The sequence below is a fragment of the Flavobacterium sp. FlaQc-57 genome, assembly GCF_044007395.1.
In the GTDB taxonomy this organism is placed as follows: Bacteria; Bacteroidota; Bacteroidia; order Flavobacteriales; family Flavobacteriaceae; genus Flavobacterium.
This window is the reverse complement of record NZ_JBIPDA010000007.1, coordinates 231,777-257,625: the sequence shown is the minus strand read 5'-3', so window position 1 is coordinate 257,625 and position 25,849 is coordinate 231,777. Positions and strand designations below refer to the sequence as shown.

Below are 25,849 nucleotides of genomic sequence, written 5' to 3'. Positions count from 1 at the left end.
GTGGTAAAATGTGGTAATATTTTTTATATTTTTGTCCTATAACATATTAATGAATTTTTCTTGAACACAATTGTCGGAACATATGAGTGTAAAGTCGATGCTAAAGGAAGGCTAATGATGCCTGCGCCCTTAAAAAAGCAATTGGCTTCTTCTCTTCAAAACGGATTCGTTTTGAAGCGCTCTGTTTTTCAACCGTGTTTAGAATTGTATCCAATGGAAGAGTGGGACTTGATGATGCAAAAGATCAACAAGCTTAATCGTTTTGTAAAAAAGAACAATGATTTCATCCGAAGATTTACTGCTGGTGTTAAAGTGGTGGAAATTGATGCATTAGGAAGATTGTTGGTGCCAAAAGATTTGGTAGCATTTTCAAGTATTTCTAAAGATGTTGTTTTTTCATCTGCGGTTAATATTGTGGAGATTTGGGATAAGGATTTATATGAAAAATCAATAAGCGGCGAAGATATGGATTTTGCCGATCTAGCCGAAGAAGTAATGGGAAATATTAATGACGACGACAATGGAATATCATAATCCGGTTTTGCTTCATCCTACAGTTGATGGTTTAAATATTAAACCTGATGGCGTTTATGTAGATGTTACGTTTGGTGGCGGTGGTCATTCAAAAGAAATTTTAAAAAGATTAGGTCCAAACGGAAAATTATTTGCTTTTGATCAGGACGAAGATGCACTGGCAAATGCATTACCAGATGAACGCTTTACCTTAATTAATGAAAACTTTAGGTTTATAAAAAGGTTTTTGCGTTTTCATGGTGTTAAAAGTGTTGACGGAATTTTGGCTGATTTAGGTGTTTCATCGCATCAGTTCGATGTTCCTGAAAGAGGTTTCTCGACAAGATTTGATGCTGAGCTTGATATGCGGATGAGTCAGAAAAATGATTTGAATGCTTATCGAGTGGTTAATGAATATGAAGAACAGGATTTACGTCGTGTTTTTTTTGATTATGGAGAGTTGAAGAATGCTCCGGTTTTGGCGAGAACAATTGTAGAAGCGAGACAGGATTATCCGATCAAAACTACAGATGAATTGAAAGATGTTTTGGCGAAATTTTTACCGGAAAGAGTTCGAAATAAAATATTGGCTCAAATCTATCAGGCGATTCGAATTGAAGTAAATCAGGAAATGGATGTTTTAAAAGAATTTATTGAGCAATCATTAGAGATTTTAAATCCAGGCGGAAGATTTTCGGTAATCTCATATCATTCACTAGAAGATAGATTGGTAAAAAGATTTATAAAAAACGGAATGTTTGAAGGAGAGCCAGAACGTGATTTTTTTGGAAATTTCTCTGTTCCGTTTAAAACCATCGGAAAATTGATTGTTCCTGATGATGCTGAAATCAAAATCAACAATAGAGCAAGAAGTGCAAAATTGAGAATTGCTGAGAAGATATAATATATATAGGTAGAAAATGAAAAGTGGAGTATTTGATATATTAAAAGCAAGATTTCTTATCAACGATGATGCAGTAAAAAACTGGAGATTCATTGTTTTTATAATTCTGCTTGCGATTCTGATGATTGCAAATACACAACGATACGAACAAAAGGTTTTTGAAATAGCAAAACTGAGTAATGAAGTAAAAGAATTTCGATCAGAATTTGTGGACCGACGTTCAGAGTTAATGAAATTGAAAATGGAATCTACAATATCGGATAAAATGCTTGAAAAGCAAATTTTTCCGTCGACGGTTCCTCCAGTAAAAATAGAAGTACAAAAAGAAAAAGAAAAAAGTTTCTTTAAAAGAATATGGCAGTAGAAGATAAACATATATCCTACAGAATTTACCTCGTAGCAGTTTTCATCTTTGTGATGGCAATTGCTATTGTTGTTAAGTTGACTAATATTCAATGGGTTGAAGGAGACTATTATAGAAAACTGGCGAAACAGCGTACGGTTAGAAATTTTGTGATTCCGGCTAACAAAGGAAATATCTATTCTGCTGACGGGAGTTTATTGGCAACATCAATTCCTAATTATGAAATTCGGTTTGATGCAAAAGCGCCAAAAACAGAAACTTTTGAGAAGTATGTAAAAGCATTGTCAGATTCATTAGCAACTGTTTTAGATAAATCAGGAAGTTATTTCGAGAAAGATTTAAGAAAAGCCAGAGCAAATAAAAACAGATATTATCTGATCGCACGTAATTTAAGTTACACAGAATACGTAAAAATAAAAGGTTTTCCGTTATTCAATTTAGGTGCTTTTAAAGGTGGTATCATCATTGAGCAAGAGACTGTTAGGAAGCATCCGATAGGGAAAATTGCCGAAAGAACAATTGGTTACGATCGTATCGATCCTGCAACGGGAGTAGAAGTAGGTAAAGGAATAGAATGGGCTTTTAAAACATATTTGAACGGAAAAGATGGTAAGATTTTAAAGCAAAAAATTGCCAAAGGACAATGGAAACCTATTCGTGATTTAAATGAGGTAGACCCAATAGATGGTTATGACGTAATTTCTACAATAGATGTTTTTATTCAGGATATTGCACATCATGCTTTGTTGAAACAGTTAGAAGAGTACGAGGCAGATCATGGTTGTGTAGTGGTTATGGAGACAGAAACAGGACATGTAAAAGCAATTTCAAATCTTGGAAGAGCAGTAGATGGGACTTATTATGAAACCACAAATTATGCAGTAGCAGAATCTCACGAGCCGGGATCGACTTTTAAATTAGTCGATTTAATGGCGATTTTAGATGATAAAGTAGCAGATACAAGTACGGTTTACGATAGTCACAACGGACAAGTGAAATATTATGGACGTTCTGTTACTGATTCGCACAGAGGAGGTTATGGTAAGGTTACTTTAGCGCGTGGATTCGAACTTTCATCGAATACGGTAATGGTTCAGGCGGTTTATGATAATTACAAAAGTAATCCATCAAAATTTGTGAATCACATTAATAACTATGGATTAAGTAAAAGATTAGGATTGCATTTTCAAGGAGAAGGAAGACCATATATTCCGCAACCTGGAGATAAACATTGGTCAGGAGTTTCACTTCCGTGGATGGCTTTTGGTTATGGAGTTTCGGTAACACCAATGCAAACACTGGCGTTTTATAATTCCGTTGCTAATAATGGAGTAATGGTAAAACCTCAGTTTGTTTCTGAAATTAAAGAATGGAACAAAACCATCAAGAAATTTGATGTTGAAGTAATGAACCCAAGAGTTTGTTCGCCGGAAACTATTAAAAAATTGAAAGCAGTATTAGAAAATGTCGTTAAAAAAGGAACTGGATCAAAGTTGTATTCAAAAGATTTTTCGATGGCAGGGAAAACAGGAACGGCTCAGGTAAATTACGGAGGAAAAGAAGGGAAGTCGGCATTGTATTATGCGTCATCTTTTGTTGGATATTTTCCTGCAGATCATCCTAAATATTCTTGTATTGTGGTAGTTCATAAACCAAATACATCAAAAAATAATTATTATGGAGCAGATGTTGCGGGGCCGGTTTTTAAACGAATTGCCCAAAAAATATTTACAGACGCGCCATCAACAAATAAAATTAAACAGCTTGATTCTAAAATTGCAAAGCAAGAAAGCAGTTATGATAAGTACGACGTAGAATCAAGAAAAAAACCAAATCAAATTCCAGATTTAAAAGGAATGCCAGGGATGGATGCCATTGCCTTACTAGAAAACTTAGGTTTGAAAGTAAGAGTAAACGGAGTAGGAAAAGTAAAAAAACAGTCTTTACAAGCTGGACAAAATATTAGTAAAAACGCAACTATAGTATTAGAATTATCGTGAAAATACTGAAAGACATATTATACAAAGTAGCAATTGAATCTGTAACAGGTTCAACTGAAATTGATATACACAAAATTGATTTTGATTCAAGAAAAATTGAGACGAATGATGTTTTTGTAGCAATTCGCGGATCACTGTCTGATGGTCACGATTATATCAATAAAGCAATTGAATTAGGAGCTATCGCGGTTATTTGCGATACGTTGCCGGAAAACATTGAAAAAGGAATTACTTATATTAAAGTAAAAGATACCAATACGGCTTTGGCTTTTATGGCGGCTAATTATTTTGGAGATCCTTCTGAAAAATTAAAATTAGTTGGTGTAACAGGTACAAACGGAAAAACTACAATTGCTTCATTATTGTTTCAATTGTTTGAAAAAGCAGGTTTTAAAGTTGGTTTATTGTCAACCGTAAAAATTATGGTTGATCAAACAGAATATAAAGCAACACATACAACTCCTGATTCTATTACAATCAATCATTATCTAAATGAAATGGTTGAAGCTGGAGTAACGCATTGTTTTATGGAAGTGAGTTCGCATGGAATTCATCAAAAAAGAACTGAAGCATTACATTTTGTGGGTGGAATTTTTACCAATTTGTCGCATGATCATTTAGATTATCATCCAACATTTGCAGAATACAGAGACGTTAAAAAATCTTTTTTTGATTCGCTGCCTAAAACAGCTTTTGCATTATCAAACATTGATGATAAAAATGGAGCAGTGATGTTGCAAAATACTGTAGCAAGAAAATTTACATATGCTTTAAAATCTTATGCTGATTTTAAAGCAACAATATTAGAAAGTCAATTGTCTGGTTTGCTGTTGAAAGTAAACGATAATGAAGTTTGGGTAAAACTAATCGGGACTTTTAATGCGTACAATGTTTTGGCGATCTACGGGACAGCGGTAGAACTTGGAATGGATAGTCTTGAAGCGTTACGATTACTGTCTGATTTAGAGAGTGTTTCGGGTCGTTTTCAATATATTGTTTCAGAAGGAAATATTACTGCAATTGTAGATTATGCCCACACGCCGGATGCCCTTGATAATGTTTTAAAAACTATTAATGATATCCGTACCAAAAACGAGCAATTAATTTCGGTTGTTGGTTGTGGCGGAAACAGAGATAAAACCAAAAGGCCTATTATGGCTAAAATTGCTACAGATCTTAGTGATAAAGCAATTTTAACTTCTGATAATCCAAGAAACGAAGATCCTGAAGTGATTTTAGATGAAATGGAAAAAGGGGTTGAAGCTCACAATTATAAAAAATTGTTGAGGATTACCGACAGAAAACAAGCGATTAAAACAGCTTGCCAATTGGCTCAGCCCAATGATATTATCCTAATCGCAGGTAAAGGTCATGAAACTTATCAAGAGATAAATGGTGTTCGTCATCATTTTGATGATATGGAAACAGTAAAGGAAATTTTAGATCAATTAAAAAAATAAAAGTTTAACCGGTTAATTGATTATTCGTTTAATCGAGTAATTATTAAATCAAACTAACGAATAAACAAATCAACGATTAACCAAATAAACCAAGATATATGCTATACTATTTATTTGAATATTTAGACAAAACATTAGATGTACCGGGAACGGGAGTTTTTCAGTACATCACTTTTAGATCGGCGTTGGCATTTATGCTTTCGTTGCTTTTATCAACAATTTACGGAAAAAGAATTATTAACTTTTTGCGTAATCAACAAGTTGGTGAAACCGTTCGTGAGTTAGGACTTGCAGGTCAAAATGAAAAAGCAGGAACACCAACAATGGGTGGACTTATTATCATTTTTGCAACACTTGTTCCTGTTTTGTTATTTGCGCGTTTGCATAATATTTACATCGTGTTGCTTATTGTTACTACACTTTGGATGGGAACAATTGGTTTTGTAGATGATTATATCAAAATATTCAAAAAAGATAAACAAGGACTTAAAGGAATTTTTAAAGTTATCGGACAAGTTGGTTTAGGAATTATTGTTGGTTCAGTTCTTTATTTTAATCCTGCTGTCACTGTTAGAACAGATACTGTCAGAACAGATATTTATAAAGTTTCGAATACAGGTACAGCTGTAGTTTTACCGGCGCCAGTTGAAGAAAAATCAACGGCAACAACAATTCCTTTTGTGAAAAACAATGAATTTGATTATGCTGAAGTATTGTCATTTTTAGGAGATGGGTATGAGAAATGGGCATGGTTAGTTTTTATTCCGGTTGTTATTTTTATTATCACAGCAGTTTCAAACGGAGCAAACTTAACTGACGGAATAGACGGGCTCGCTGCCGGAACATCGGCAATATCAGTTCTCGCGCTCGGGATATTTACATTTCTTTCGGGGAATATCATATTCTCTAATTATTTAAATATTATGTATATCCCAAATTCGGGAGAGATGACCGTTTTTATATCCGCCTTTGTGGGAGCTTTGATAGGATTTCTTTGGTATAATTCATTTCCTGCCTCTGTTTTTATGGGAGATACAGGAAGTTTAACCATCGGAGGAATTATTGCAGTTTTGGCTATTGCGGTTCGAAAAGAAATATTGATCGTTTTGTTTTGTGGTATTTTCTTGGCAGAAAGTGCTTCAGTAATTATTCAGGTCGCTTATTTTAAATATACAAAAAGACGTTTTGGTGAAGGTCGACGAATTTTTCTGATGTCGCCATTACATCATCATTATCAAAAGAAAGGATATCATGAGAGTAAAATCGTAACAAGATTTTGGATTGTTGCCATCATGTTAGCCATATTATCAATCGTTACTTTAAAACTTAGATAAATGAGATTGGTAGTATTAGGAGGAGGAGAAAGTGGTGTAGGTACCGCTATTCTAGGGAAGAAAAAAGGATATGATGTTTTTGTATCGGATTTTGGAAAGATAAAAGAGAGTTATAAAGAAGTTCTTATCATTAATAAAATAGCTTGGGAAGAAGAGCGTCATACAGAAGACCTGATTTTAAATGCCGATGTCGTCATGAAAAGTCCCGGAATTCCAGAAAAATCTCCAATCGTACAGAAGTTATTGGCTGCTGGAATTAAAGTGATTTCGGAAATTGAATTTGCCAAACCTTTCACAGAAGCATTAACAATTGGAATTACTGGTAGTAATGGCAAAACAACAACAACAATGTTGACGCATCACTTGCTGAAATCAGCAGGTTTAAATGTTGGATTGGGAGGAAACATTGGAAAAAGTTTTGCATGGCAGGTAGCTGAGAATAAATTTGATGCTTACGTACTCGAACTTAGTAGTTTTCAGCTTGACGGAATTATAGATTACAGGCCAGATATTGCCATAATAACGAATATTAGTCCGGATCATTTAGATCGATACGAATATAAATATCACAAGTATATCGATTCAAAGTTTCGAATAACAATGAATCAAACCGAAAGCGATTATCTAATTTACGATGCAGATGATGAAGCAATTACGGAATGGTTAAAAAACAACAAAACAAAAGCAAAATTAATTCCTTTTTCATTGACTGAAAAATTTGATGAAGGGGCTTCTATAAATAACAACAAAATGGAAATAAAGATCAACCAAGAAGAGTTTACAATGGAAACAGAACACATTGCGTTAGAAGGAAAACATAACATGAAAAACGCAATGGCAGCAAGCTCAGTAGCAAAGTTGATGCAAATTAGAAATGCAACAATACGCGAAAGTTTATCTAATTTTCAAGGTGTTGAACACCGTTTAGAAAAAGTTCTTAAAATTCAGAATGTTCAATATATCAATGATTCAAAAGCAACAAATGTAAACGCTACGTTCTTTGCATTAGACAGTATGAATGTTCCAACAGTTTGGATTGTTGGTGGAGTTGATAAAGGAAACGATTACAACGAATTAATGTCATTAGTTCGTGAAAAAGTAAAAGCAATTATTTGCCTAGGAGTTGATAATCATAAAATCATCAATGCTTTTGGAAATGTTGTTGATATCATGGTTGAAGTGAATAATATGAACGATGCTGTGAAAACTGCTCAACGTTTAACTGAAAAAGGTGATGCTGTTTTGTTATCTCCAGCCTGCGCGAGTTTCGATTTATTCGAAAATTACGAAGACAGAGGAAAACAGTTTAAGCAAGCTGTACACAACTTGTAGAAAAAATATGTTTCAAGTTTCATGTTGTGAGAACTTGAAACCTGAAACAAGAAAAACTTGAAACTAAAGAGGAATGAAGGAGTTAGTAAACAAATTAAAAGGAGATAGAGTAATATGGTCATTCGTGGCTTTATTAGCGCTGTTTTCGTTTATGCCTGTTTTTAGTGCGAGTAGTAACCTGGCTTACATAGGTCACGGAACTGGGAATACTTTAGGTTATTTAGTAAAACATTTAGCTCACGTTTGTATTGGTTTTTTAATAATTTATTGGGTGCACAGAGTACCGTATCATTATTTTAGAGCCATTTCAAAAATAGCTTTACCAGTGGTTTGGTTTCTGTTACTTTATACATTGCTAAAAGGAACTGTGATTGCCGGAGCGAATGCAAGTCGTTGGATTCAGGTGCCATTTATTGGTATTACGTTTCAGACTTCAACTTTGGCAGCTAGTATTTTATTCATATTTGTTGCGCGCTATTTGTCAAAAACAAAAGAAGAAAATGAGCCTTTTCAAGTATCATTAATACAATTATGGTTACCAGTATTTGTAACATTGGCACTTATTTTACCAGCCAACTTTTCGACTACAGCGTTGATATTTGCAATGGTAATTATGTTGACTTTTATTGGTAGATATCCGCTTAAGTATATTGGTTTTATTATAGGATCAGGAGTTGGTATGCTGCTGTTTTTTCTTTTAGTAGCCAAAGCTTTTCCGGAGTCTCGATTCTTCAGTAGGGTGTCAACTTGGGAAAGTCGTATTACGAACTTTACCACAGACAAACCAGATGAAGATGATTATCAAATTGAAAAAGCAAAAATTGCAATTGCATCTGGTAGATTAGGCGGAGTTGGACCAGGAAAAAGTGTTCAGAAAAACTTTTTGCCACAATCGTCTTCCGATTTTATTTATGCAATTATTGTTGAAGAATATGGCTTAGTTGGTGGAGTGGCTATTTTGGTTTTGTACTTGTTGTTATTATTCAGATTTGTAATTGCCTCTCATAAAGCAACTACATTATTTGGAAAATTAGTCGTCGTCGGGCTCGGGTTTCCGATGATATTTCAGGCGATGATCAATATGGCGGTTGCCGTTGAATTATTACCGGTAACAGGACAAACGCTTCCGCTGATTAGTAGTGGAGGAAGCTCAATCTGGATGACATGTTTTTCACTCGGGATTATCATTAGTGTGACAAAGAAAGATGAAGAAATTGCAGAAGAACTAGAAGAGAAAGAAAGACGCAAAGAAGCACTTCAGAGATTAATCGATAAAGAATTATCAGAAGAAGATTTGCCGGCTGATGAAGTTTATGAAGAAGAAGGAATGTATTCGATTGAGGATAATTCCAGAAATCCGATGAATGCAGTATTAAATAAATAAAGTTTAAAAATAGGATAGTTTTTAAAACGTTGTAACTTTTAAAAAATATGACAAAGTATAAATTCATACTAAGCGGTGGTGGGACAGGAGGACATATTTATCCTGCAATTGCGATTGCGAATGAGTTAAAATTACAATTTCCTGATGCGGAATTTCTTTTTGTAGGTGCCAAAGATAAAATGGAAATGCAAAAAGTACCTCAGGCAGGTTACAATATAAAAGGGCTTTGGATTGCAGGTTTACAAAGAAAATTAACATTACAAAATTTGATGTTTCCTTTAAAACTGGCAACAAGTTTGCTAGAGTCAAGAAAGATCATCAAGCAGTTTAAGCCAAATGTAGTAATTGGTACAGGAGGTTTTGCCAGCGGTCCATTATTGCAGGCAGCAGGTTCGGCAGGAATTCCGACAGTAGTTCAGGAACAAAATTCATATCCGGGAATTACAAATAAATTATTGAGTAAAAAGGCAAATGCAATTTGTGTCGCCTACGGAAATTTGGAAAGATTTTTTCCTGCAGAAAAGATTGTTTTGACTGGAAATCCGGTTCGTCAGGATTTAATTGATATTGATAGCAAGCGCGATGAAGCAATTGCTTTTTATGGTTTAGACCCGAATAAAAAAACATTATTGGTTTTAGGAGGAAGTTTAGGAGCCAGAAGAATTAATCAGTTAATTGAAAAAGAATTAGAAAAATTCCTTTCTGAAAATGTTCAGATAATCTGGCAATGCGGAAAGTTATATTTTGAAGATTATAAAAAATACAATCAGCCAAATGTAAAAGTGGTTGATTTTATTGAAAGAATGGATTTCGTTTATGCTGCGGCAGATGTGATTATTTCAAGAGCGGGAGCGTCATCGGTTTCAGAATTATGTATTGTTGGGAAACCGGTAATTTTTATTCCGTCACCAAATGTAGCCGAAGATCATCAAACCAAAAATGCGCAGGCAATTGTTGATGCAAAAGGTGCTATTTTATTAAAAGAATCAGAATTAGATAATGAATTTAGTATTGTTTTTGAAGCGCTATTAAAGGATGAAGGAAAACAAAAACAGCTAAGTACAAACATAAAACGATTGGCAATGCCAAAAGCAACACAAGCCATCGTAGCGGAGATTGTAAAGTTAATTAAGTAAAAGAATAGTCATAAAGTGGAAGGAGGAGAGCTTATAGCTTATGACCTAAAGCCTAAAGCAGAAAAAGAATGAATTTAAATCAAATACAAAACGTTTATTTTATAGGTATTGGAGGCATCGGAATGAGTGCTCTGGCTCGCTATTTTAAAAACATAGGGAAACAGGTTTCTGGTTACGATAAAACACCATCAATGCTAACAAGTGAATTAATTGAAAGCGGTATTGATATTCATTTTGAAGACAATATTAATTTAATTCCGAGTGATTACTTTGTAGAGAATACATTGGTGATTTTTACACCGGCTGTACCAAAAACACATTCGGAGTGGAATTTTTTTATTGAAAGACAGTACGAGGTTAAAAAACGTGCTGAAGTATTGGGAATTATTACCAAAGATACTTTTAGTTTTGCTGTTGCAGGAACGCATGGAAAAACTACCACATCAAGTATTTTAGGACATATTTTATATGAAAGCGGTGCTGATGTTACAGCATTTGTGGGTGGAATTGTTGAGAATTATAATTCTAATTTAATTGGAAACGGAAAAACTGTAACAGTTGTAGAAGCTGATGAATTTGATCGTTCGTTTTTGCATCTGCATCCAAATATCGCCTGCATAACCTCAATGGATGCAGATCATTTGGATATTTACGGAACAAGTGAGGCTATTGAAGCTTCGTTTGTAGAATTCGCTTCAAAAGTAGAAGATAAAAAAAATCTATTTATAACAAAAGAATTGCCACTTGAAGGAGTGCAATGCGCTATAAATGAAGATGCAGTATATAAAGCTTTCAATGTTCGAATCGAAGATGGAAGTTATGTTTTTGATGTGCAAACGCCATCAGAAATTATGAAAGATTTACATTTCGGATTACCTGGGAAACACAATTTAATGAATGGATTAATGGCTATTGCGATGGCGAAGACTTTCGGCACCCCGACCGATTCTATTGCAAAAGCCATTGCTTCATTCAACGGAATCAGAAGACGTTTTTCATATCAAATTAAGTCAGATGATTTAGTTTATATTGATGATTATGCGCATCATCCAACAGAAATAAATGCAGTGCATCAGGCGGTTAGAGAATTGTATCCGGAACGTAAAGTTTTAGCTATTTTTCAGCCGCATTTATTCAGCAGAACAAGAGATTTTGCTGATGGATTTGCTGAAAGTTTGTCTCAGTTTGATGAAGTATTATTGATGGACATTTATCCTGCACGCGAATTACCGATGAAAGGAATTACATCAGAATGGCTGTTAGGGAAGATGACAAATTCGAATAAAAAAATTGTTGCAAAAGAAAATTTATTAGCGGAGATCAAAGCCAGTGATGCGCCAATAATTGTAACAATTGGAGCTGGTGATCTTGGAGAAATGGTTCCGTCAATCAAAAAAATGCTAAATGAAAATATTTAATTGGACAAATATTCGATTAATTCTCATTTTTGGGCTCGTACTTTTCTTGTATTCGTTTGCGCAACATCGAAACGGAGATAGAAAATTGAAAAAATCTATGGTTGTTTTTGTAGGAGAAAATACGCTTTTTGTGAAGCCGGAAATGGTTAATAAATTGTTGATAGAAAATAAAAGAGACGCTTCCAGTATTAGAAAAGATGAGTTAGATTTGAATAAGATAGAAAAAAACCTTGATGCGCAAGACATGATTGAAAAGTCGAATGTTTTTGTAAGTATCGATGGAGTTCTAAAAGCGGTAGTAAAACAGAAGACACCAATAGCGAGAGTTTATGATGGTGAACAGTCTTTTTATATTGACTATGAGGGTGATAAAATGCCTTTGTCTGATAATTTTACAGCGCGAGTTCCTCTTGTTTCGGGAGCAATAAATGGAAAAAATAACGAAGATTTAGCGGCTTTATTTCGCACAATTTATGACGATGCGTTTTTGAAAAAAAACATCATTGCAATACAAATTATGCCGAATGGAAGCCTAAAAATGTACAATCGAAATTATAATTACTTCATCGATTTTGGCAGAACGATGAATGTTGATAAGAAATTTAGAAACTATAAAGCTTTTTTTCAGAAAGCAGTTTTAGATAGTTCGTTATACAAATACAATAAAATTGACCTTAGGTTTACGGAACAAGTAGTTTGCACAAAATAATAGAAAATGGAAAAAGATAACATTGCAGTAGGTCTAGATATTGGAACAACCAAAATAGTTGCCATGATAGGCAAGAAAAATGAGTATGGTAAATTGGAAATCTTAGGTATTGGTAAATCCAAAAGCCTTGGAGTTGCAAGAGGTGTTGTAAACAACATTACGCAAACAATTCAATCCATTCAACAAGCAATACTTGAAGCAGAAAATAATTCAGGTTATAAAATTAAAGATGTTGTTGTTGGTATAGCAGGACAACACATAAGAAGTATACAGCATACAGATTACATCAGCCGTAATAATCCGGAAGAAGTAATTGGCGAAAAAGATATTCAGCTTTTGATTGACCAGGTTAATAAACTGGCCATGTTACCGGGAGAAGAAATTATTCACGTTTTGCCACAAGAATTTAAAATCGACGGACAATCTGAGATTAAAGAACCAATTGGAATGTACGGTGGAAGATTAGAATCTAGTTTTCACGTAGTAGTTGGGCAAGCATCATCAATCAGAAATGTTGGAAGATGTATTCAGAGTTCAGGAATCGAATTGTCTGGATTGACATTAGAACCATTAGCTTCTGCAGATGCAGTTTTAAGTCAGGAAGAAAAAGAAGCAGGTGTAGCCCTAATTGATATTGGTGGTGGAACAACAGATTTAGCCATTTTTAAAGATGGAATCATTCGTCATACAGCAGTAATCCCTTTTGGAGGAAATGTAATTACAGATGATATTAAGGAAGGTTGTTCGATTATTGAGAAACAAGCAGAGCTTTTAAAAATAAAATTCGGATCAGCTTGGCCGGGAGAAAATAAAGACAACGAGATTGTTTCTATTCCAGGATTAAGAGGAAGAGAGCCAAAAGAAATTTCGCTTAAAAACTTATCTAAAATTATTCATGCTCGTGTAGTAGAAATTGTAGAACAGGTTTTTGCTGAAATTAAAGCTTACGGACACGAAGATCCTCGTAAAAAATTAATTGCCGGAATCGTTCTTACAGGTGGTGGAGCTCAACTAAAACATATTAAACAATTAGTAGAGTACATTACAGGAATGGATACCAGAATTGGATATCCAAACGAGCATTTAGCCGGAAATTCTAGTGAAGAAATCTCTAGTCCGTTATTTGCAACTGCAGTTGGTTTAGTAATGAACAGTATCGAGAATAGTACGCAAAGTGCTGTAAGAATGGAGATTGTAAATGAGCAGCCAAAAGTGGTGTACAGAAATGTTCCGCCTCAGCAACAACAGCCTGTACAACAACGATACGAAGTTGAAGAAAACTACGTTGAAAGAGTAGAAACTATTGAAGATACAAGAGAAGTTAGAACTAATGTAACTAAGGAAGAATCTACGGAAACTAAAATTAGAAGATCATTTTTTGATCGTTATGTCGATAAAATCAAAGATTTTTTAGACAACGCAGAATAAAATAATAAAAGAAAAGGATTACTTTTTTGGCCCCAAGTCAAGAAGTAAAAAATGTATTAAATAAGAATTTCAAAAACCAAAAAGATGATGAGCAACTCAGAATTTGGAAGTATTTCATTTGATTTACCAAAAAACCAATCAAATGTTATCAAAGTAATAGGTGTAGGTGGAGGTGGTAGTAACGCTATCAACCACATGTTTAAACAAGGTATTAAAGGCGTTGATTTCATCGTTTGTAATACCGATTCACAAGCATTACAGAATAGTTCGGTACCGAACAAGATTCAGTTAGGTATGAACTTAACAGAAGGTCTTGGAGCAGGAGCAAATCCTGATGTAGGACAGCAATCTGCTATTGAGAGTATCGCCGATATCGAAAAAATGTTAGACCGTGGTACTAAGATGGTATTTATTACCGCTGGTATGGGTGGTGGAACAGGTACTGGTGCAGCTCCGGTAATTGCACAATTAGCAAAAGAAAGAGAAATCCTTACAGTGGGTATCGTGACCATTCCTTTTCAGTTCGAAGGAAAAGTGCGTCAGGAACAAGCACTTTTAGGGATCGAAAAATTGCGTAAGCAAGTTGATTCATTAATTGTAATCAATAATAATAAGTTAAGAGAAGTATACGGAAATCTTGGTTTTAAAGCTGGATTCTCTAAAGCGGATGAAGTTTTGGCAACAGCCTCTAGAGGTATTGCTGAAGTAATTACGCATCACTATACTCAAAATATCGATTTACGTGATGCTAAAACTGTTTTGTCAAACAGTGGAACAGCTATCATGGGATCTTCTGTTGCTGCAGGTGAGAACAGAGCGAAAGATGCTATCGTTTCAGCATTGGATTCTCCGTTGTTAAATGATAACAAAATTACAGGAGCCAAAAACGTATTGTTGCTTATCGTTTCTGGATCAAACGAAATCACATTGGATGAGATTGGAGAAATCAATGATCACATTCAGGTAGAAGCAGGTCACAATGCCAATATCATCATGGGAGTTGGTGAAGACGAAACTCTTGGTGATGCTATTGCTGTAACTATTATTGCAACAGGTTTTGATGTTGAACAACAAAATGAAATTGTAAATACTGAGCCTAAAAAAATCATTCATACGTTAGAAGATGAGCAAAGAAGTGTTCATAATTTAACGAATAAATCAGTTACTTCTTTTGATGTAAATGCTGAAACACCTACTGCGAAATCAGAAGAAAAAATTGTTTTTGATTTAATGGAAGATGAAGATATCGTAACTCCGTTTACACCTACACAAGTTGCTCCAGTTGAAGTTGCTCCAATTGAAGTTGCTCCAGTAGCCGTTGCTCCATCAATGAATCAGGAAGAATTAGTGGTTATGTCTGAGTTTATCAAAAATCTTGACGTAACTTTTGAAATCGTTTCGCCAATTTCAGATATCGATTTTACGATTTCGGCTCCTGAAGCGCAAACTTTTCAAGAAGCAAAACCAGTTCAGCAAGTTCAACAAAGAACTTTTGAGAGAGAAGAACAAACGACTTTTTCATTTGATTTACCTCTTTTCAGATCAGAGCCAGAAGTTAAAAAAGAACCAGTTGCTCAACAAGAAAGTAAAATCTTATTTGAACTATCAAATGAGACTCGTAATATTAAAGTGAATGATCCGGTACAATTTGTACCAGTAACTGAACTTTCTGATAACGGAATCATCAAATATTCTTTAGAAGAATATATGGAAGTTGAGAATGATTTAATGGCATCTAAAGTGGTTGAAAAAGTAGCTGAAGAAGTAATTCCTGAGGAATTAAACATCACTATGAAACCTAAAGTTGATTTTGCCAGCGAAGCTAGTTTTGCAACTACTTCTGAGGTTTCTCCGATGGAATTAACAATCGAAGAAACTTTACGCCTAAGAGCTGAAGAAAGAAGAAAAAAGTTGAAAGAATTTAATTATAAATTCCATAATAATGTTTCTAGAATTGACGAACTTGAAAAAGAACCTGCTTACAAAAGATTAGGTATCGATTTATCAAATTCACAATCAAACAATACCAATTCTAGAATATCAGTTGGTACAGATAGTAATAACGATTTGCAATTGCGCTCAAACAATTCATTTTTGCACGACAACGTAGATTAATTTTACAATCATAATAATTAGGATAGCCCGAAAATTGGATTTAATTTTCGGGTTATTTTTTTTATCTTCGCACAGAATTTAAAATTTGACTTCTATACTTAATTTTTAAAGTTAATCTTGTTGGAAGATCGGAGTTGGGAAAGCACTTCAAATAGTCATATCAATTATAGGTTTTACCTATTTAAATAAAAAAATAAAGATGAGTTTACAAACATTAATCATGGACGAGATCAAAACCGCCATGAGAGCAAAAGATACTGTAGCATTAGAAGCATTAAGAGCAATTAAATCTGAAATGTTATTAGCTGCAACAGCTTCAGGTTCTAAAGAGGAATTAACGGAAGATGATGAAGTTAAATTACTTCAGAGATTGGTTAAAACTCGTAAAGAAAGTGCAAGAATTTTTACAGAACAAAATCGTCCTGACTTAGCTGAGCCAGAATTAGCTCAGGTTGCTGTAATTGAGAAATTTTTACCAGCACAATTAAGCGAAGAAGAAGTAGAAGCAGTAATAGCAAAAATCATTGCTGAAACCGGAGCTTCAGGAATTGCTTCAATGGGTAAAGTTATGGGATTAGCATCTGCTCAATTAGGTGGAACTGCTGAAGGAAAAACCATTTCTGCAATTGTAAAGAAATTATTAGTATAAGAATATTTATGATTTTAGTCCCGATCGCTATTGGGACTAAAATCATAATCTAAAATAAAAAAGACCTCGTAGTTCAACTGGATAGAATATCAGATTTCGGCTCTGAGGGTTGGGGGTTCGAACCCCTCCGGGGTCACAGTAAAAAACCTATTTCGTAATGAAATAGGTTTTTTTATGTCTTTTTATGACTAGATTATTGGTTTTCGTTTTGTTAAAAAACAGTTTGTTTAAAAGTTGCTATTTAAGCTTACTTTCTAGAAAATAAATTCTCCACAACCCAAGCCGGACCAATCATCAAAAACTGAAGGTCTTTTAGGAAAGAAGGTTTTTTACCTTCAATATTATGTCCGTAGAATTGACCAATCCAGGCAATTACAAAAACACCAATAGAGAATATCCACAGCGGGAAAATTTTTCCGATATAATAATTTGCTACTAAACAAATCGCTGATAAGATTGCAATTTTGGCCGCCATTGCAACCGATAATCGGATATAGAAAACAAGAACAAAAAGTAATACAATAAAAGCCCAATTTTCAATAATTGGCGCATTTAGTTTTAGAGTATTGGCAATAAAACTGCTCGGAATACTCATTAATAAACCTACAATCGAAAAGTAAATTGCTGGAACACATACATAGTGTATCGCTTTATTTTTAGGGTTCTGATGACTTACAGCATATTCTTCAAACCATTGTTCTAATGTTCTCATTGTTTTGGATTTAGGTATGCGTAAATCTAATAAAATTTCCTTTAGTTTGATCGATTTCGATATTTCTTGAAAAGGAAAAATCATAGTATGAGTAGATACCCGAGATGCAAACAATAAAAACAATAAACTTAATGGTTTCTAATGGTACACTATTATTTGTTTTTTGCTTCTAATTCATATGTAGATTAACAACTCAAGATAACGAGAGTATATCCTATTTTGTTGTTTTTAAAACTTTTTCGGGGTCTTTACTCTTTATTTCATTCCTAATTTTATTTCGACATACGATTGCCGTTAAATTTTAAATTATGGAGCCAAAAGATTTAAAGAATTCTCTTCCAATATTGCTTTATATTATTTTGGAAAATGAAAATAGTGTTGATGAGATCGCTGTTAACAAAAGCAATTTTTATGATTACTCTGGATCAAAAGACAATTATGCAGCAAATAAAAGCGAAGCATTAAAACTTTTTTTTGGCGCATTTATTATTTTGACTACATTGATTTCATTCATAGTATTACTTGTGATGATCACTATATTTTGAAAGCTGATTTTTGATTGTATTCAAAAACATTATCCCACAATTCATCAATTTTGATAAGCGCTTCATTTAGAGCAATCACTTCCCATTTTCCGTTTGTTTCGATACCAAGTCCAATATTTTTCAATTTCGATAAAGCATCTTTTACATCAAAATCAAGGTTGGTGTTGAGTTTTGTTTCGAACCAGGATTCAATTTGAGAATCAAGTTCTTCGGCAGTTAAGGGTTGGTCACTTTTGTATAAAAAAGTATATGCGAGAATAGTTTCTTTTAGTATTTCTTCTTCAGAAGAATTTAAGAGAGAATAAAAAGCACCACTATTATTCCCAAGATTTTTGAAATACAAACTGTCGGAAAGTATTTTGGAATATTTGATTTTCTTGTTTATAAAATTATTGTATTGGCGAAAACAGTAAGCAGAAAGAATTCCCAAAGCAATTAATCCCTGATTTAAGGAAGTTTTGCTGTTTAATAAATCAATAGTTTCTCCAGTTTGGTAAGCATCGTACATAGTAATTAAGGCCGGAATTACTTTGGCGCTTAATAATGAAATACCACCAAAAATTCCGGGAACCCACAGCAATAATTTGTCTGTTGTTGACATTCTCGGAATTGCATTTGGAAAAATAGTTTCGATGTCATTTTTAGGAACGCGTTTAAAGATTTTTAAAACTACAGACCCCGGTTCAATTGGCATTTTACCCAGTTTGACTTTCTTTTTCTTTAGGAAATGGGTGTCATTATAATGCAAATAAATCAAGACACGATCGTAGTATTCAATCTCAATTTCTTTCTTCCAAAAGAAATATTTTTTGACTTTCTCTTTCGATTTGTGATGCCCGCGAACATACAATTCGTAATCTTGAAAAGCATTAAAATCGATCGAAAGTTTTAAACCAATTAAATCTGAATCCTGAAATGCTTTGTCTAACGTTTCCTGATCAATACGGGTATAATTTCCCTGATCTAAAACGGTCAGTAAAGTCTCTTTAAAAACTGAAAAATCACTTTTGTTAATGAAGGTTTTGCGTTCTTTTAAACTTAAATCAGGATCAAATAAGGCGTAGTTTTGTTTTAGATTTCGGTTTAAATTAAAAGCTTCATAATGATAATAATGTTCAATAATATCGAAAAGCCTTTTAAAATCAGTACTATTTTTAGGATCTTTTGCAAAAGGAATTATTTGTTGTTCGAGTAAGAATTCCTTGTTGAAAGGAATATAATGTTCTCGTGTCATATAGATTTGGGCTAAATTTTTTGTGGCATTTAATAACGCAAAAATACGATCACATATTTGATATTCGAAGCTTTTTTATGGATAAAAGAAGGAATGTCAACTTTAGTACTGTTGCCAGAATGCTTAATCTCTACAAGTACGAGATAGAAAGTAAAAAGTGGGATTTCAAATTGTTAACAACGATTTGAAATCCCACTTTTTGTTCAAAAAAAACGACAAAAATTAAAAAAAAAAGGTCTCTTGATGAAACAGTATTCTAAACTAAAAATTATTCATAGCAATATTACCTATTAATAAAGTTTTGACTATGCGTATTTATACGGGTTTTTTTAAGGTTCAAAAAGTTTTCTTGAAAGGTTCAAAAGTTTTCTTGAAAGGTTCAAAGGTTTTCTTAAAAGGTTCAAAGGTTCAAAGACTCAAAGGTTGAGAGTTTTTATGTTTCTCTTGTGACAACTTGAAACTTGAAACCTGAAACCTGAAGCTCGAAACAAAAAACCAAACTATTCACAAAAAAAGAGGTAACATAGCATGAGCCACTTCTATTAGTCTACCTTACTAAAAAACTGATGACAATAGAACAAAAGGTTCAACTGGTTGAGACGTTGTTTGATCGTCTTGAAATTGAGATTTCAGTTTTTAAATCCAAAACTAATTTGTCTTGTAATGCAGGTTGCGGTAAGTGCTGTTCTACGCCAAACATAGATGCTTCACCTTTAGAATTTTTGCCTTGGGCGTTTCATTTATTTTTGAATGGTAAAGCCGAAGAAACTTTAGAATTGCTAAAAAATATTTCGACTAAAAATTGTTTTTTGTACCGTCCGCTTTCGGTCATAGAACACCAAAAAGGAAGCTGCAGCAATTATCGTTATCGTGGATTAATATGTCGGCTTTTTGGGTATGGAGCAACCACTGATAAATTTGGAAAACTACGATTAGCAACTTGTAAAATCATAAAAGAAGAGCAAAACGAAAACTTCTCAATGGCTGAAAAAGCAATTAATAATGGTGTAAATGTGCCTATTTTTACTGATTATTATATGCAACTGGCGCAAATTGATCTAAGAATGGGGATGATATTTTTACCTATTAACGAAGCATTGAAAATTGCAATTGAAGAAGTTTTACATTATTATGCCTACAGACCTTTTCCTGGAGGATTGGAGCATATTGCTTGATTTAATTCACTTCGGACCTTTTTAACTCAATTACTTTTTCAATAAACCGAATTAGATTTTCTTTTTCTAATGAAAATGTTGCAGTTTCTTCTTCAGTACTTAGATATAAATCAGCTATGCTAATCGCGTCCATTTTGTCGTATAAATAATGATTTTCGGCATATTTTATAAGATCGTCTAAAAAAACTTCACGCAGTCTTCCTTTTTCAAGTGTTTCTGCATTACCCGCTTTTATTTTTTCCATTTCTGATTCGGGTAGATCTATAGTTAGGTAAGTGTAATCGACAGGAACTTTTGAAATCATTTCTTTTGTAACTCTTCCGGAGCCGAAGCAGTAAGCGCAGGGTGCGGGTACCCATTTTAGAAGTTTATTTAAGCGGCGTATATCCTCCCAGTCAACAAATGTTTTTCCGAGGCATCTGGGGCATTCTAAATCTGATTTTCTAAATAGGAACTTAAAAATGGTCATTTTCTACAATTATTTTTGGTAATTAGTGGTGTTGCTAATATAATTATTTATGTAAGAAAAATTAGTTTAGTTATGCTTTTTTTTTGAAAGTAAAAATTTACGGTTTATGAGAATTAGAAGTTTATAAAAGTAGAGCCAAAAAAAGTGACTGATCCGGAAAATTATGTAATTATCTAATAGGCAAATTTCCCAACAAAATCTGATATTTTCTTCCCACAGGAATAGTTTCTCCATTAGACATCGCAAGAGATTTAAAAGTAATTGTAATAATTTCGCGTGTATTTACAATGTAGGAACGATGTACTTGAATAAAGTCTATACTGTTAATTTCGTCAGTAATACTCGAGAGTGAACCGTAGATAATAATAGGTGATTTTAGTTTTTTGCTGTACAATTTCATATAGTTGCCCAGACTTTCAATGTAAAGAATATCACTTAAAAGAATATCCATCATTTGACCATTAACACGCTGCGAAAGAACTTTTGCATTTGTATTATCTTCTTTTTTTAAAGTATTTCCAGAAATATAAACCTTTGCTTTTTCGATAGCTTTAGAGAATTTTTCAAACGAAATTGGTTTTAGTAAATAATCAATAGCATCATTTTGGTATGCCGAAAGAGCAAAGTCTGAGTAGGCCGTAGTTACAATTGTAAGCGGGCGATTGGGTTGTAATTCCATTAATTCTACACCCGAAATAACTGGCATATTAATGTCTAGAAAAATAATATCGTAACTATTGGCATTGAGCATTTTTACAGCTTCCATAGCACTAAAAGCACTTCCGGAATGTTCCAGATCTTCAAATTTCGAAATATGCGATGCTAATGCCTTATGCGCCGGCGACTCATCGTCTATTATAAGACAGCGGTAGGTAAATGCCATATTTTTAATTTTACGATAAAGGTATTTTTTTCTTTTTTGCAGTTCAATTCATGGCCTAATCCATAAACTTCAAGGCGTCTTTTTAGATTTTCAATTCCAATTCCGGTACTCGAAAGGCGCGATCCGGATTCTAAAAAGTTATTCTTTAAAGTAAACGACAGATTGCCGCATTTTACTTTTAGATCAATTATAATATACGGTTCTGGAGTTTCTGCAGAAAATTTAACTGCATTTTCTACCAAAGGCAAAAAGAATAATGGCGGAATTTCGATATGGTCAAAATCGCCTTCGAAAGTTCGGGTAACAAGAAGACGTTCATTCTGAAAAGTACTATACTCAATGTATTTTTTTATGAAGGCAATTTCTTCCTCCAATAAAACATAATCTTTTTTGGTAGCTTCAATTTGATAGCGAAGCATGTCTGAAAGATTCAAGATTCTATCCGGTAATTTATCAGGATCAGACAAAGATTCACCGTAGAGATTGTTCATTGCATTTAGTAGAAAATGCGGATTAAGCTGTTGTTTTAAAAAAGAAAGTTCTGATCTGAATTTGATGATGTCTTTATCAGTTTGTGAGACCTTTTTCATTATTACAATGTGTAAAAAATAAAAAGCAGTTCCGTTGAGCACAAGTGATAAGATCGATAAAGTTCTAAATTTTCCTAGCCCGGCTAATGGGAAAAACCAATTCATAAAGAAGTAAAAACCAGTCCAGTAAATAATAAAAAGAATGAAGAAAATTTTGATTTTCTTTCTGAACAAAAAAGGCTTTATTATGAAAAGATTAAAAACTGTAACCCAAATAATACAAGGAAAATATCCTAAACTTATTTTCTGAAGCATATAATACATGCTATGTCCGTCGAATTTTATTTCGTCATAAACACAGACAAAAATAATCCCAAATATAATGAGATTTATTATGATGTTTCGGAGGAAAAAATTCTGATAAATTTTAAGGATTGTCATAACGGCAAAATTAACGCAATATTATAGTTTTTAATGGTTTGTACGGCAAAATTATACAAACGCCATTGGTATAAATGATACGCCACTAGTATAATTAAGCTATTAAAATTAAGGCTTCGAGATTACTTTTGTTTCGAGTTTTAAACCTATTTCAAAAGTAATTTTAATTTCATCTTGATTTATGAGAGCAAAGATCATTTGTGTTTTATTTGTATGCGCATCTTTAAAGACAGTAGCTCAGGAAAAAGATTCTCCTGCAAAAACAGTAGTAAAAGTGGTAACTGATAAGTTCCCGACAACCCGAATTTTAGATGTGCAATACGAACAGTTAGGGCCAACTAATTTTGATTCAAAACTTTTTGGTAATCGTTTTGAAAAAGGGCGAATAGAAAGTCACGATCGATTGAAAGTAGCGGTTAATGTGCCTTTTTTTTCATCAAAATCAAAGCGGTTTGTTTTAACAAGTTCATTGCGTTACAAATATGAAACGTATGAGTTTGGAGATATTTATAAAGTCAATTCGACGATACCTTTTACCAGAGAAAAAGAAGAAATTCACTTTTTTGCAGCAGCTTTAAGTGCAACCTATATAGCAACACTTTTTAATAAACCAATTATATACAATGCGACGGCAACTGTCGATGGAAATCAGGATAATGTACAGCGCGTTAAAGGGTTTGTAACTGCAAATGTTGTACTGAAAAGAACAGCCAATACTACAATTACAGTTGGTGCTTTGGCAATGCTTGATCCATCATCGATTATTCCGCTCACGCCGCTTTTTACTTATAACCATAAGTTTGAAAACTCAAAATGGGATGTCGATTTCATACTTCCACAACGAATTTTGCTTAGAAGAGGGCTTCTTGAAAATGGAAGAATTTCCTTAGGAACTGAATTGAATTCTGAAAGTTTTTACTTAAATTTAAACACTGAGAGTTTAAAAGGGATTTATGAGCTAAATCAGTTAGAACTAAAATCCGGTATTACATATGAGTATAGATTTAGCTCTAAGATAATCGGAATGGTTAAAGCTGGTATGAATAACGTTGTTAGTACACGTATCACAGAAAAAGGCGAACGAACAAATCGCTATGTTTATGATCAAAAAGAAGATCCGCAGGGATATTTTAGATTTGGAATCTCATATAATCCGTTTTAGAGTATGGTACGGATTTTAAATAAAATTGTATTAAATTTTGAGATTATGGTTGAAGTTTTTAAAACAAATGTTCAGAAAGAAACTGATACAAATTATATCATTGCTATTATAAACAGGGAATTCCCAAATTATAAAGTTAATTTTGACTTAGAGGATTGTGATAAAATTTTACGGGTAGAAGGTGTCGATTTAGAGGTCGATAATATAATAGATTACGTGAATTGTCTGGGATATATTTGTGTGAAATTAGAATAAAATTAATGTGCAAATTAGAGAATGAGATAATTATTATGCGTTATCTGTATTTTTTTTTAATTATCAAATAACCGTATTTTCTAATTGCCAAATTTTCTAAATTTGTGCTCTTATGAAAAAAGCCTTTCAACTCTTTGACTTTACTCAAAAGGTCAATTACAAAAACGAAATTTTAGCCGGTTTAACTGTTGCCATGACGATGATTCCTGAATCATTGTCGTTTGCTATTTTAGCCGGATTTCCACCGTTGGTAGGTTTATATGCCGCTTTTATTGCTGGTTTAGTTACAGCAATTTTTGGAGGAAGACCAGGAATGATTTCTGGTGGAGCCGGAGCTACAGTTATTGTTTTGATTGCTTTAATGAAATCGCACGGAATTGAATATGTTTTTGCTGCGGTCGCTCTTGGAGGTGTAGTACAAATTTGTATAGGACTTTTTAAACTCGGAAAATTTATTCGATTAGTTCCACAACCCGTAATGTTTGGTTTTGTAAACGGTTTGGCGGTTGTGATTTTTATGTCACAGTTAGAACAATTCAAAACAGTTGTAAATGGACAAGTTTCCTGGCTACAAGGAACTCCTTTGTATATTATGTTGGGTTTGGTAGCACTTACAATTAGTATCGTGTTGCTTTTTCCTAAAATCACAAAAGCAGTTCCTGCGTCTTTGGTTGCTATTTTAGTCGTGTTTGGCATCGTACTTTTGTTTAATATTGATACCAAAACAGTTGAGGATATTGCGTCAGTTCAAGGCGGATTTCCGCCATTTCATATTCCGAATATTCCACTATCATTCGAAACTTTTAAAGTTATATTTCCGTACTCAGTAATTGTCGCGGCAGTTGGTTTGACCGAAGGTTTGTTAACGCTGAATTTAGTAGATGAAATAACCGGAACACGAGGCAATAGTAATAGAGAGTGTATCGCGCAGGGAAGCTCGAATATTTTAAATGGTTTCTTTTTCGGAATGGGAGGATGCCCAATGATCGCTCAAACTTTGGTGAATCTTTCTGCCGGATCTAGAGCCCGACTTTCTGGAATAATTGCTTCTATGACTATTTTATTGATTATACTTTTTGGTGCGCCTGTAATTGGAAAATTGCCAATGGCTGCTTTAGTTGGTGTGATGATGATGGTGGCAATTACAACTTTTGAATGGGCTAGTTTCAGAATCATTAATAAGATGCCTAAGCATGATATTTTTGTTGGAATTTTGGTAGCTGTTATCACAATTTTGCTTCATAATCTGGCTTTAGCGGTTTTGATAGGTGTAATTATCTCAGCTTTGGTTTTTGCTTGGGAAAGTGCCAAAAGAATCCGTGCAAGAAATTTTATTGATGAAGCAGGAGTGAAGCATTACGAAATTTTTGGTCCATTGTTTTTTGGTTCAATAGCCGCTTTTATGGAGAAATTTGATATTCAAAACGATCCTAATCATGTTATTATCGATTTTAAAGAAAGCCGAATAGCCGATATGTCCGCCATTGAAGCGTTGAATAATTTAACGAAGAAATACAGTCAAGCCAATAAAATAATTGAACTTGAACATCTAAGTCCGGATTGCAGAATACTTCTAAAAAATGCCGATGCTGTTATTAAAGTAAATATTATCGAAGATCCGACTTATAAAGTGGTTTCTTAATTAGATAATTCAAAAAAATAAAAAATTTGAAGACAATCTATATGATTATCATATT

The 25,849-nt window shown here is 33.6% G+C and carries 24 protein-coding genes and 1 tRNA gene; 20 read left to right on the top strand and 5 right to left on the bottom strand.

Annotated features, from left to right (window positions below):
* Nucleotides 1-60 precede the first annotated feature (60 nt).
* The 15 genes from ACHRVZ_RS20085 to ACHRVZ_RS20015 all read left to right on the top strand — a co-directional run bounded on the left by ACHRVZ_RS20085 (nt 61) and on the right by ACHRVZ_RS20015 (nt 16,882).
* On the top strand, nt 61-534 hold the full coding sequence (locus ACHRVZ_RS20085) for a division/cell wall cluster transcriptional repressor MraZ (RefSeq protein WP_029273286.1): 474 nt from the start codon (nt 61-63) through the stop codon (nt 532-534).
* On the top strand, nt 509-1,417 hold the full coding sequence (gene rsmH / locus ACHRVZ_RS20080) for a 16S rRNA (cytosine(1402)-N(4))-methyltransferase RsmH (protein ID WP_395424740.1): 909 nt from the start codon (nt 509-511) through the stop codon (nt 1,415-1,417). Before ACHRVZ_RS20085 ends, rsmH begins: the two co-directional genes overlap by 26 nt.
* 16 nt (nt 1,418-1,433) lie before the next feature.
* Nucleotides 1,434-1,781 carry an FtsL-like putative cell division protein gene (locus ACHRVZ_RS20075; RefSeq protein ID WP_395424738.1) on the top strand — a complete coding sequence of 116 codons (348 nt, stop codon included), beginning with the start codon at nt 1,434-1,436 and terminating at the stop codon, nt 1,779-1,781.
* Nucleotides 1,772-3,781 carry a penicillin-binding protein gene (locus ACHRVZ_RS20070; RefSeq protein ID WP_395424737.1) on the top strand — a complete coding sequence of 670 codons (2,010 nt, stop codon included), beginning with the start codon at nt 1,772-1,774 and terminating at the stop codon, nt 3,779-3,781. The genes ACHRVZ_RS20075 and ACHRVZ_RS20070 overlap by 10 nt, the downstream gene beginning before the upstream one ends.
* Nucleotides 3,778-5,241 (top strand): UDP-N-acetylmuramoyl-L-alanyl-D-glutamate--2,6-diaminopimelate ligase, encoded by a 1,464-nt coding sequence (locus ACHRVZ_RS20065; protein WP_395424736.1) that lies wholly within the window; start codon nt 3,778-3,780, stop codon nt 5,239-5,241. Before ACHRVZ_RS20070 ends, ACHRVZ_RS20065 begins: the two co-directional genes overlap by 4 nt.
* Before the next feature lie 98 nt (nt 5,242-5,339).
* Entirely contained in the window at nt 5,340-6,575 is a 1,236-nt protein-coding gene (gene mraY, locus ACHRVZ_RS20060; protein ID WP_395424733.1) for a phospho-N-acetylmuramoyl-pentapeptide-transferase, read from the top strand.
* Nucleotides 6,576-7,907, top strand: a complete 1,332-nt coding sequence (murD, locus tag ACHRVZ_RS20055; RefSeq protein WP_395424731.1) for a UDP-N-acetylmuramoyl-L-alanine--D-glutamate ligase — start codon at nt 6,576-6,578, stop codon at nt 7,905-7,907.
* Nucleotides 7,908-7,980: 73 nt separating this feature from the next.
* Complete coding sequence (locus tag ACHRVZ_RS20050) at nt 7,981-9,291, top strand: FtsW/RodA/SpoVE family cell cycle protein (protein WP_395424730.1); 1,311 nt, start codon at nt 7,981-7,983, stop codon at nt 9,289-9,291.
* A gap of 47 nt (nt 9,292-9,338) precedes the next feature.
* Entirely contained in the window at nt 9,339-10,427 is a 1,089-nt protein-coding gene (murG, locus tag ACHRVZ_RS20045) for an undecaprenyldiphospho-muramoylpentapeptide beta-N-acetylglucosaminyltransferase (RefSeq protein ID WP_395424728.1), read from the top strand.
* 68 nt (nt 10,428-10,495) lie between these two features.
* Nucleotides 10,496-11,845, top strand: coding sequence for a UDP-N-acetylmuramate--L-alanine ligase (gene murC / locus ACHRVZ_RS20040; RefSeq protein ID WP_395424726.1), 1,350 nt, complete (start codon nt 10,496-10,498; stop codon nt 11,843-11,845).
* A complete protein-coding gene (locus tag ACHRVZ_RS20035; protein ID WP_395424725.1) occupies nt 11,832-12,554 on the top strand; it encodes a cell division protein FtsQ/DivIB in 723 nt (240 codons plus the stop codon). Before murC ends, ACHRVZ_RS20035 begins: the two co-directional genes overlap by 14 nt.
* A 6-nt stretch (nt 12,555-12,560) precedes the next feature.
* Nucleotides 12,561-13,982, top strand: a complete 1,422-nt coding sequence (ftsA, locus tag ACHRVZ_RS20030; protein ID WP_395424723.1) for a cell division protein FtsA — start codon at nt 12,561-12,563, stop codon at nt 13,980-13,982.
* An 84-nt stretch (nt 13,983-14,066) separates the two neighbouring features.
* A complete protein-coding gene (gene ftsZ / locus ACHRVZ_RS20025; protein WP_395424721.1) occupies nt 14,067-16,097 on the top strand; it encodes a cell division protein FtsZ in 2,031 nt (676 codons plus the stop codon).
* Nucleotides 16,098-16,296: 199 nt separating this feature from the next.
* A complete protein-coding gene (locus tag ACHRVZ_RS20020) occupies nt 16,297-16,746 on the top strand; it encodes a GatB/YqeY domain-containing protein (protein WP_072975278.1) in 450 nt (149 codons plus the stop codon).
* Between the two features lie 62 nt (nt 16,747-16,808).
* Nucleotides 16,809-16,882, top strand: a tRNA-Arg gene (locus ACHRVZ_RS20015).
* A gap of 111 nt (nt 16,883-16,993) precedes the next feature.
* Here the strand turns inward: ACHRVZ_RS20015 and ACHRVZ_RS20010 are convergent.
* Nucleotides 16,994-17,458: a DUF962 domain-containing protein gene (locus tag ACHRVZ_RS20010; RefSeq protein WP_395424719.1), complete on the bottom strand. Its 465-nt coding sequence runs from the start codon at nt 17,456-17,458 to the stop codon at nt 16,994-16,996.
* 308 nt (nt 17,459-17,766) lie between these two features.
* Here ACHRVZ_RS20010 and ACHRVZ_RS20005 point away from each other — a divergent pair, with 308 nt between their 5' ends.
* Nucleotides 17,767-18,003 (top strand): hypothetical protein, encoded by a 237-nt coding sequence (locus ACHRVZ_RS20005; protein ID WP_395424718.1) that lies wholly within the window; start codon nt 17,767-17,769, stop codon nt 18,001-18,003.
* Here the strand turns inward: ACHRVZ_RS20005 and ACHRVZ_RS20000 are convergent.
* Nucleotides 17,993-19,237, bottom strand: a complete 1,245-nt coding sequence (locus ACHRVZ_RS20000; protein WP_395424715.1) for a DUF3754 domain-containing protein — start codon at nt 19,235-19,237, stop codon at nt 17,993-17,995. The genes ACHRVZ_RS20005 and ACHRVZ_RS20000 overlap by 11 nt on opposite strands.
* A 566-nt stretch (nt 19,238-19,803) precedes the next feature.
* On the opposite strand from ACHRVZ_RS20000, the gene ACHRVZ_RS19995 reads away from it, so the two are divergent.
* Nucleotides 19,804-20,412, top strand: a complete 609-nt coding sequence (locus ACHRVZ_RS19995) for a YkgJ family cysteine cluster protein (protein WP_395424713.1) — start codon at nt 19,804-19,806, stop codon at nt 20,410-20,412.
* 1 nt (nt 20,413) lies between these two features.
* Here the strand turns inward: ACHRVZ_RS19995 and ACHRVZ_RS19990 are convergent, their stop codons facing one another.
* From ACHRVZ_RS19990 to ACHRVZ_RS19980, 3 genes are all read right to left on the bottom strand, one after another.
* Nucleotides 20,414-20,881: a hypothetical protein gene (locus ACHRVZ_RS19990; protein ID WP_395424712.1), complete on the bottom strand. Its 468-nt coding sequence runs from the start codon at nt 20,879-20,881 to the stop codon at nt 20,414-20,416.
* A 169-nt stretch (nt 20,882-21,050) separates the two neighbouring features.
* On the bottom strand, nt 21,051-21,764 hold the full coding sequence (locus ACHRVZ_RS19985) for a LytR/AlgR family response regulator transcription factor (RefSeq protein WP_395424711.1): 714 nt from the start codon (nt 21,762-21,764) through the stop codon (nt 21,051-21,053).
* Nucleotides 21,737-22,354 carry a sensor histidine kinase gene (locus ACHRVZ_RS19980; protein ID WP_395424708.1) on the bottom strand — a complete coding sequence of 206 codons (618 nt, stop codon included), beginning with the start codon at nt 22,352-22,354 and terminating at the stop codon, nt 21,737-21,739. The genes ACHRVZ_RS19985 and ACHRVZ_RS19980 overlap by 28 nt, the downstream gene beginning before the upstream one ends.
* 562 nt (nt 22,355-22,916) lie before the next feature.
* Here ACHRVZ_RS19980 and ACHRVZ_RS19975 point away from each other — a divergent pair.
* From ACHRVZ_RS19975 to ACHRVZ_RS19965, 3 genes are all read left to right on the top strand, one after another.
* Entirely contained in the window at nt 22,917-23,897 is a 981-nt protein-coding gene (locus ACHRVZ_RS19975) for a hypothetical protein (RefSeq protein ID WP_395424707.1), read from the top strand.
* 3 nt (nt 23,898-23,900) lie between these two features.
* A complete protein-coding gene (locus tag ACHRVZ_RS19970; RefSeq protein WP_395424705.1) occupies nt 23,901-24,152 on the top strand; it encodes a hypothetical protein in 252 nt (83 codons plus the stop codon).
* 112 nt (nt 24,153-24,264) lie between these two features.
* Nucleotides 24,265-25,794: a SulP family inorganic anion transporter gene (locus tag ACHRVZ_RS19965; RefSeq protein ID WP_395424702.1), complete on the top strand. Its 1,530-nt coding sequence runs from the start codon at nt 24,265-24,267 to the stop codon at nt 25,792-25,794.
* Nucleotides 25,795-25,849: the final 55 nt, after the last annotated feature.

Bases quoted from the DNA above. Each gene is read 5' to 3' on its own strand.
- rsmH (WP_395424740.1), top strand. From the start codon at position 509: ATGACGACGACAATGGAATATCATAATCCGGTTTTGCTTCATCCTACA.
- ftsA (WP_395424723.1), top strand. From the start codon at position 12,561: ATGGAAAAAGATAACATTGCAGTAGGTCTAGATATTGGAACAACCAAA.
- ACHRVZ_RS20000 (WP_395424715.1), bottom strand. From the start codon at position 19,237: ATGACACGAGAACATTATATTCCTTTCAACAAGGAATTCTTACTCGAA.
- ACHRVZ_RS19985 (WP_395424711.1), bottom strand. From the start codon at position 21,764: ATGGCATTTACCTACCGCTGTCTTATAATAGACGATGAGTCGCCGGCG.
- ACHRVZ_RS20020 (WP_072975278.1), top strand. From the start codon at position 16,297: ATGAGTTTACAAACATTAATCATGGACGAGATCAAAACCGCCATGAGA.
- ACHRVZ_RS19975 (WP_395424707.1), top strand. From the start codon at position 22,917: ATGAGAGCAAAGATCATTTGTGTTTTATTTGTATGCGCATCTTTAAAG.
- murD (WP_395424731.1), top strand. From the start codon at position 6,576: ATGAGATTGGTAGTATTAGGAGGAGGAGAAAGTGGTGTAGGTACCGCT.
- ACHRVZ_RS20035 (WP_395424725.1), top strand. From the start codon at position 11,832: ATGAAAATATTTAATTGGACAAATATTCGATTAATTCTCATTTTTGGG.
- ACHRVZ_RS19965 (WP_395424702.1), top strand. From the start codon at position 24,265: ATGAAAAAAGCCTTTCAACTCTTTGACTTTACTCAAAAGGTCAATTAC.
- ACHRVZ_RS19995 (WP_395424713.1), top strand. From the start codon at position 19,804: ATGACAATAGAACAAAAGGTTCAACTGGTTGAGACGTTGTTTGATCGT.
- ACHRVZ_RS20075 (WP_395424738.1), top strand. From the start codon at position 1,434: ATGAAAAGTGGAGTATTTGATATATTAAAAGCAAGATTTCTTATCAAC.
- ACHRVZ_RS20070 (WP_395424737.1), top strand. From the start codon at position 1,772: ATGGCAGTAGAAGATAAACATATATCCTACAGAATTTACCTCGTAGCA.
- ACHRVZ_RS19970 (WP_395424705.1), top strand. From the start codon at position 23,901: ATGGTACGGATTTTAAATAAAATTGTATTAAATTTTGAGATTATGGTT.
- ACHRVZ_RS20010 (WP_395424719.1), bottom strand. From the start codon at position 17,458: ATGAGAACATTAGAACAATGGTTTGAAGAATATGCTGTAAGTCATCAG.
- mraY (WP_395424733.1), top strand. From the start codon at position 5,340: ATGCTATACTATTTATTTGAATATTTAGACAAAACATTAGATGTACCG.
- ACHRVZ_RS20050 (WP_395424730.1), top strand. From the start codon at position 7,981: ATGAAGGAGTTAGTAAACAAATTAAAAGGAGATAGAGTAATATGGTCA.
- murC (WP_395424726.1), top strand. From the start codon at position 10,496: ATGAATTTAAATCAAATACAAAACGTTTATTTTATAGGTATTGGAGGC.
- murG (WP_395424728.1), top strand. From the start codon at position 9,339: ATGACAAAGTATAAATTCATACTAAGCGGTGGTGGGACAGGAGGACAT.
- ACHRVZ_RS20005 (WP_395424718.1), top strand. From the start codon at position 17,767: ATGGAGCCAAAAGATTTAAAGAATTCTCTTCCAATATTGCTTTATATT.
- ACHRVZ_RS19990 (WP_395424712.1), bottom strand. From the start codon at position 20,881: ATGACCATTTTTAAGTTCCTATTTAGAAAATCAGATTTAGAATGCCCC.
- ACHRVZ_RS19980 (WP_395424708.1), bottom strand. From the start codon at position 22,354: ATGAAAAAGGTCTCACAAACTGATAAAGACATCATCAAATTCAGATCA.
- ftsZ (WP_395424721.1), top strand. From the start codon at position 14,067: ATGATGAGCAACTCAGAATTTGGAAGTATTTCATTTGATTTACCAAAA.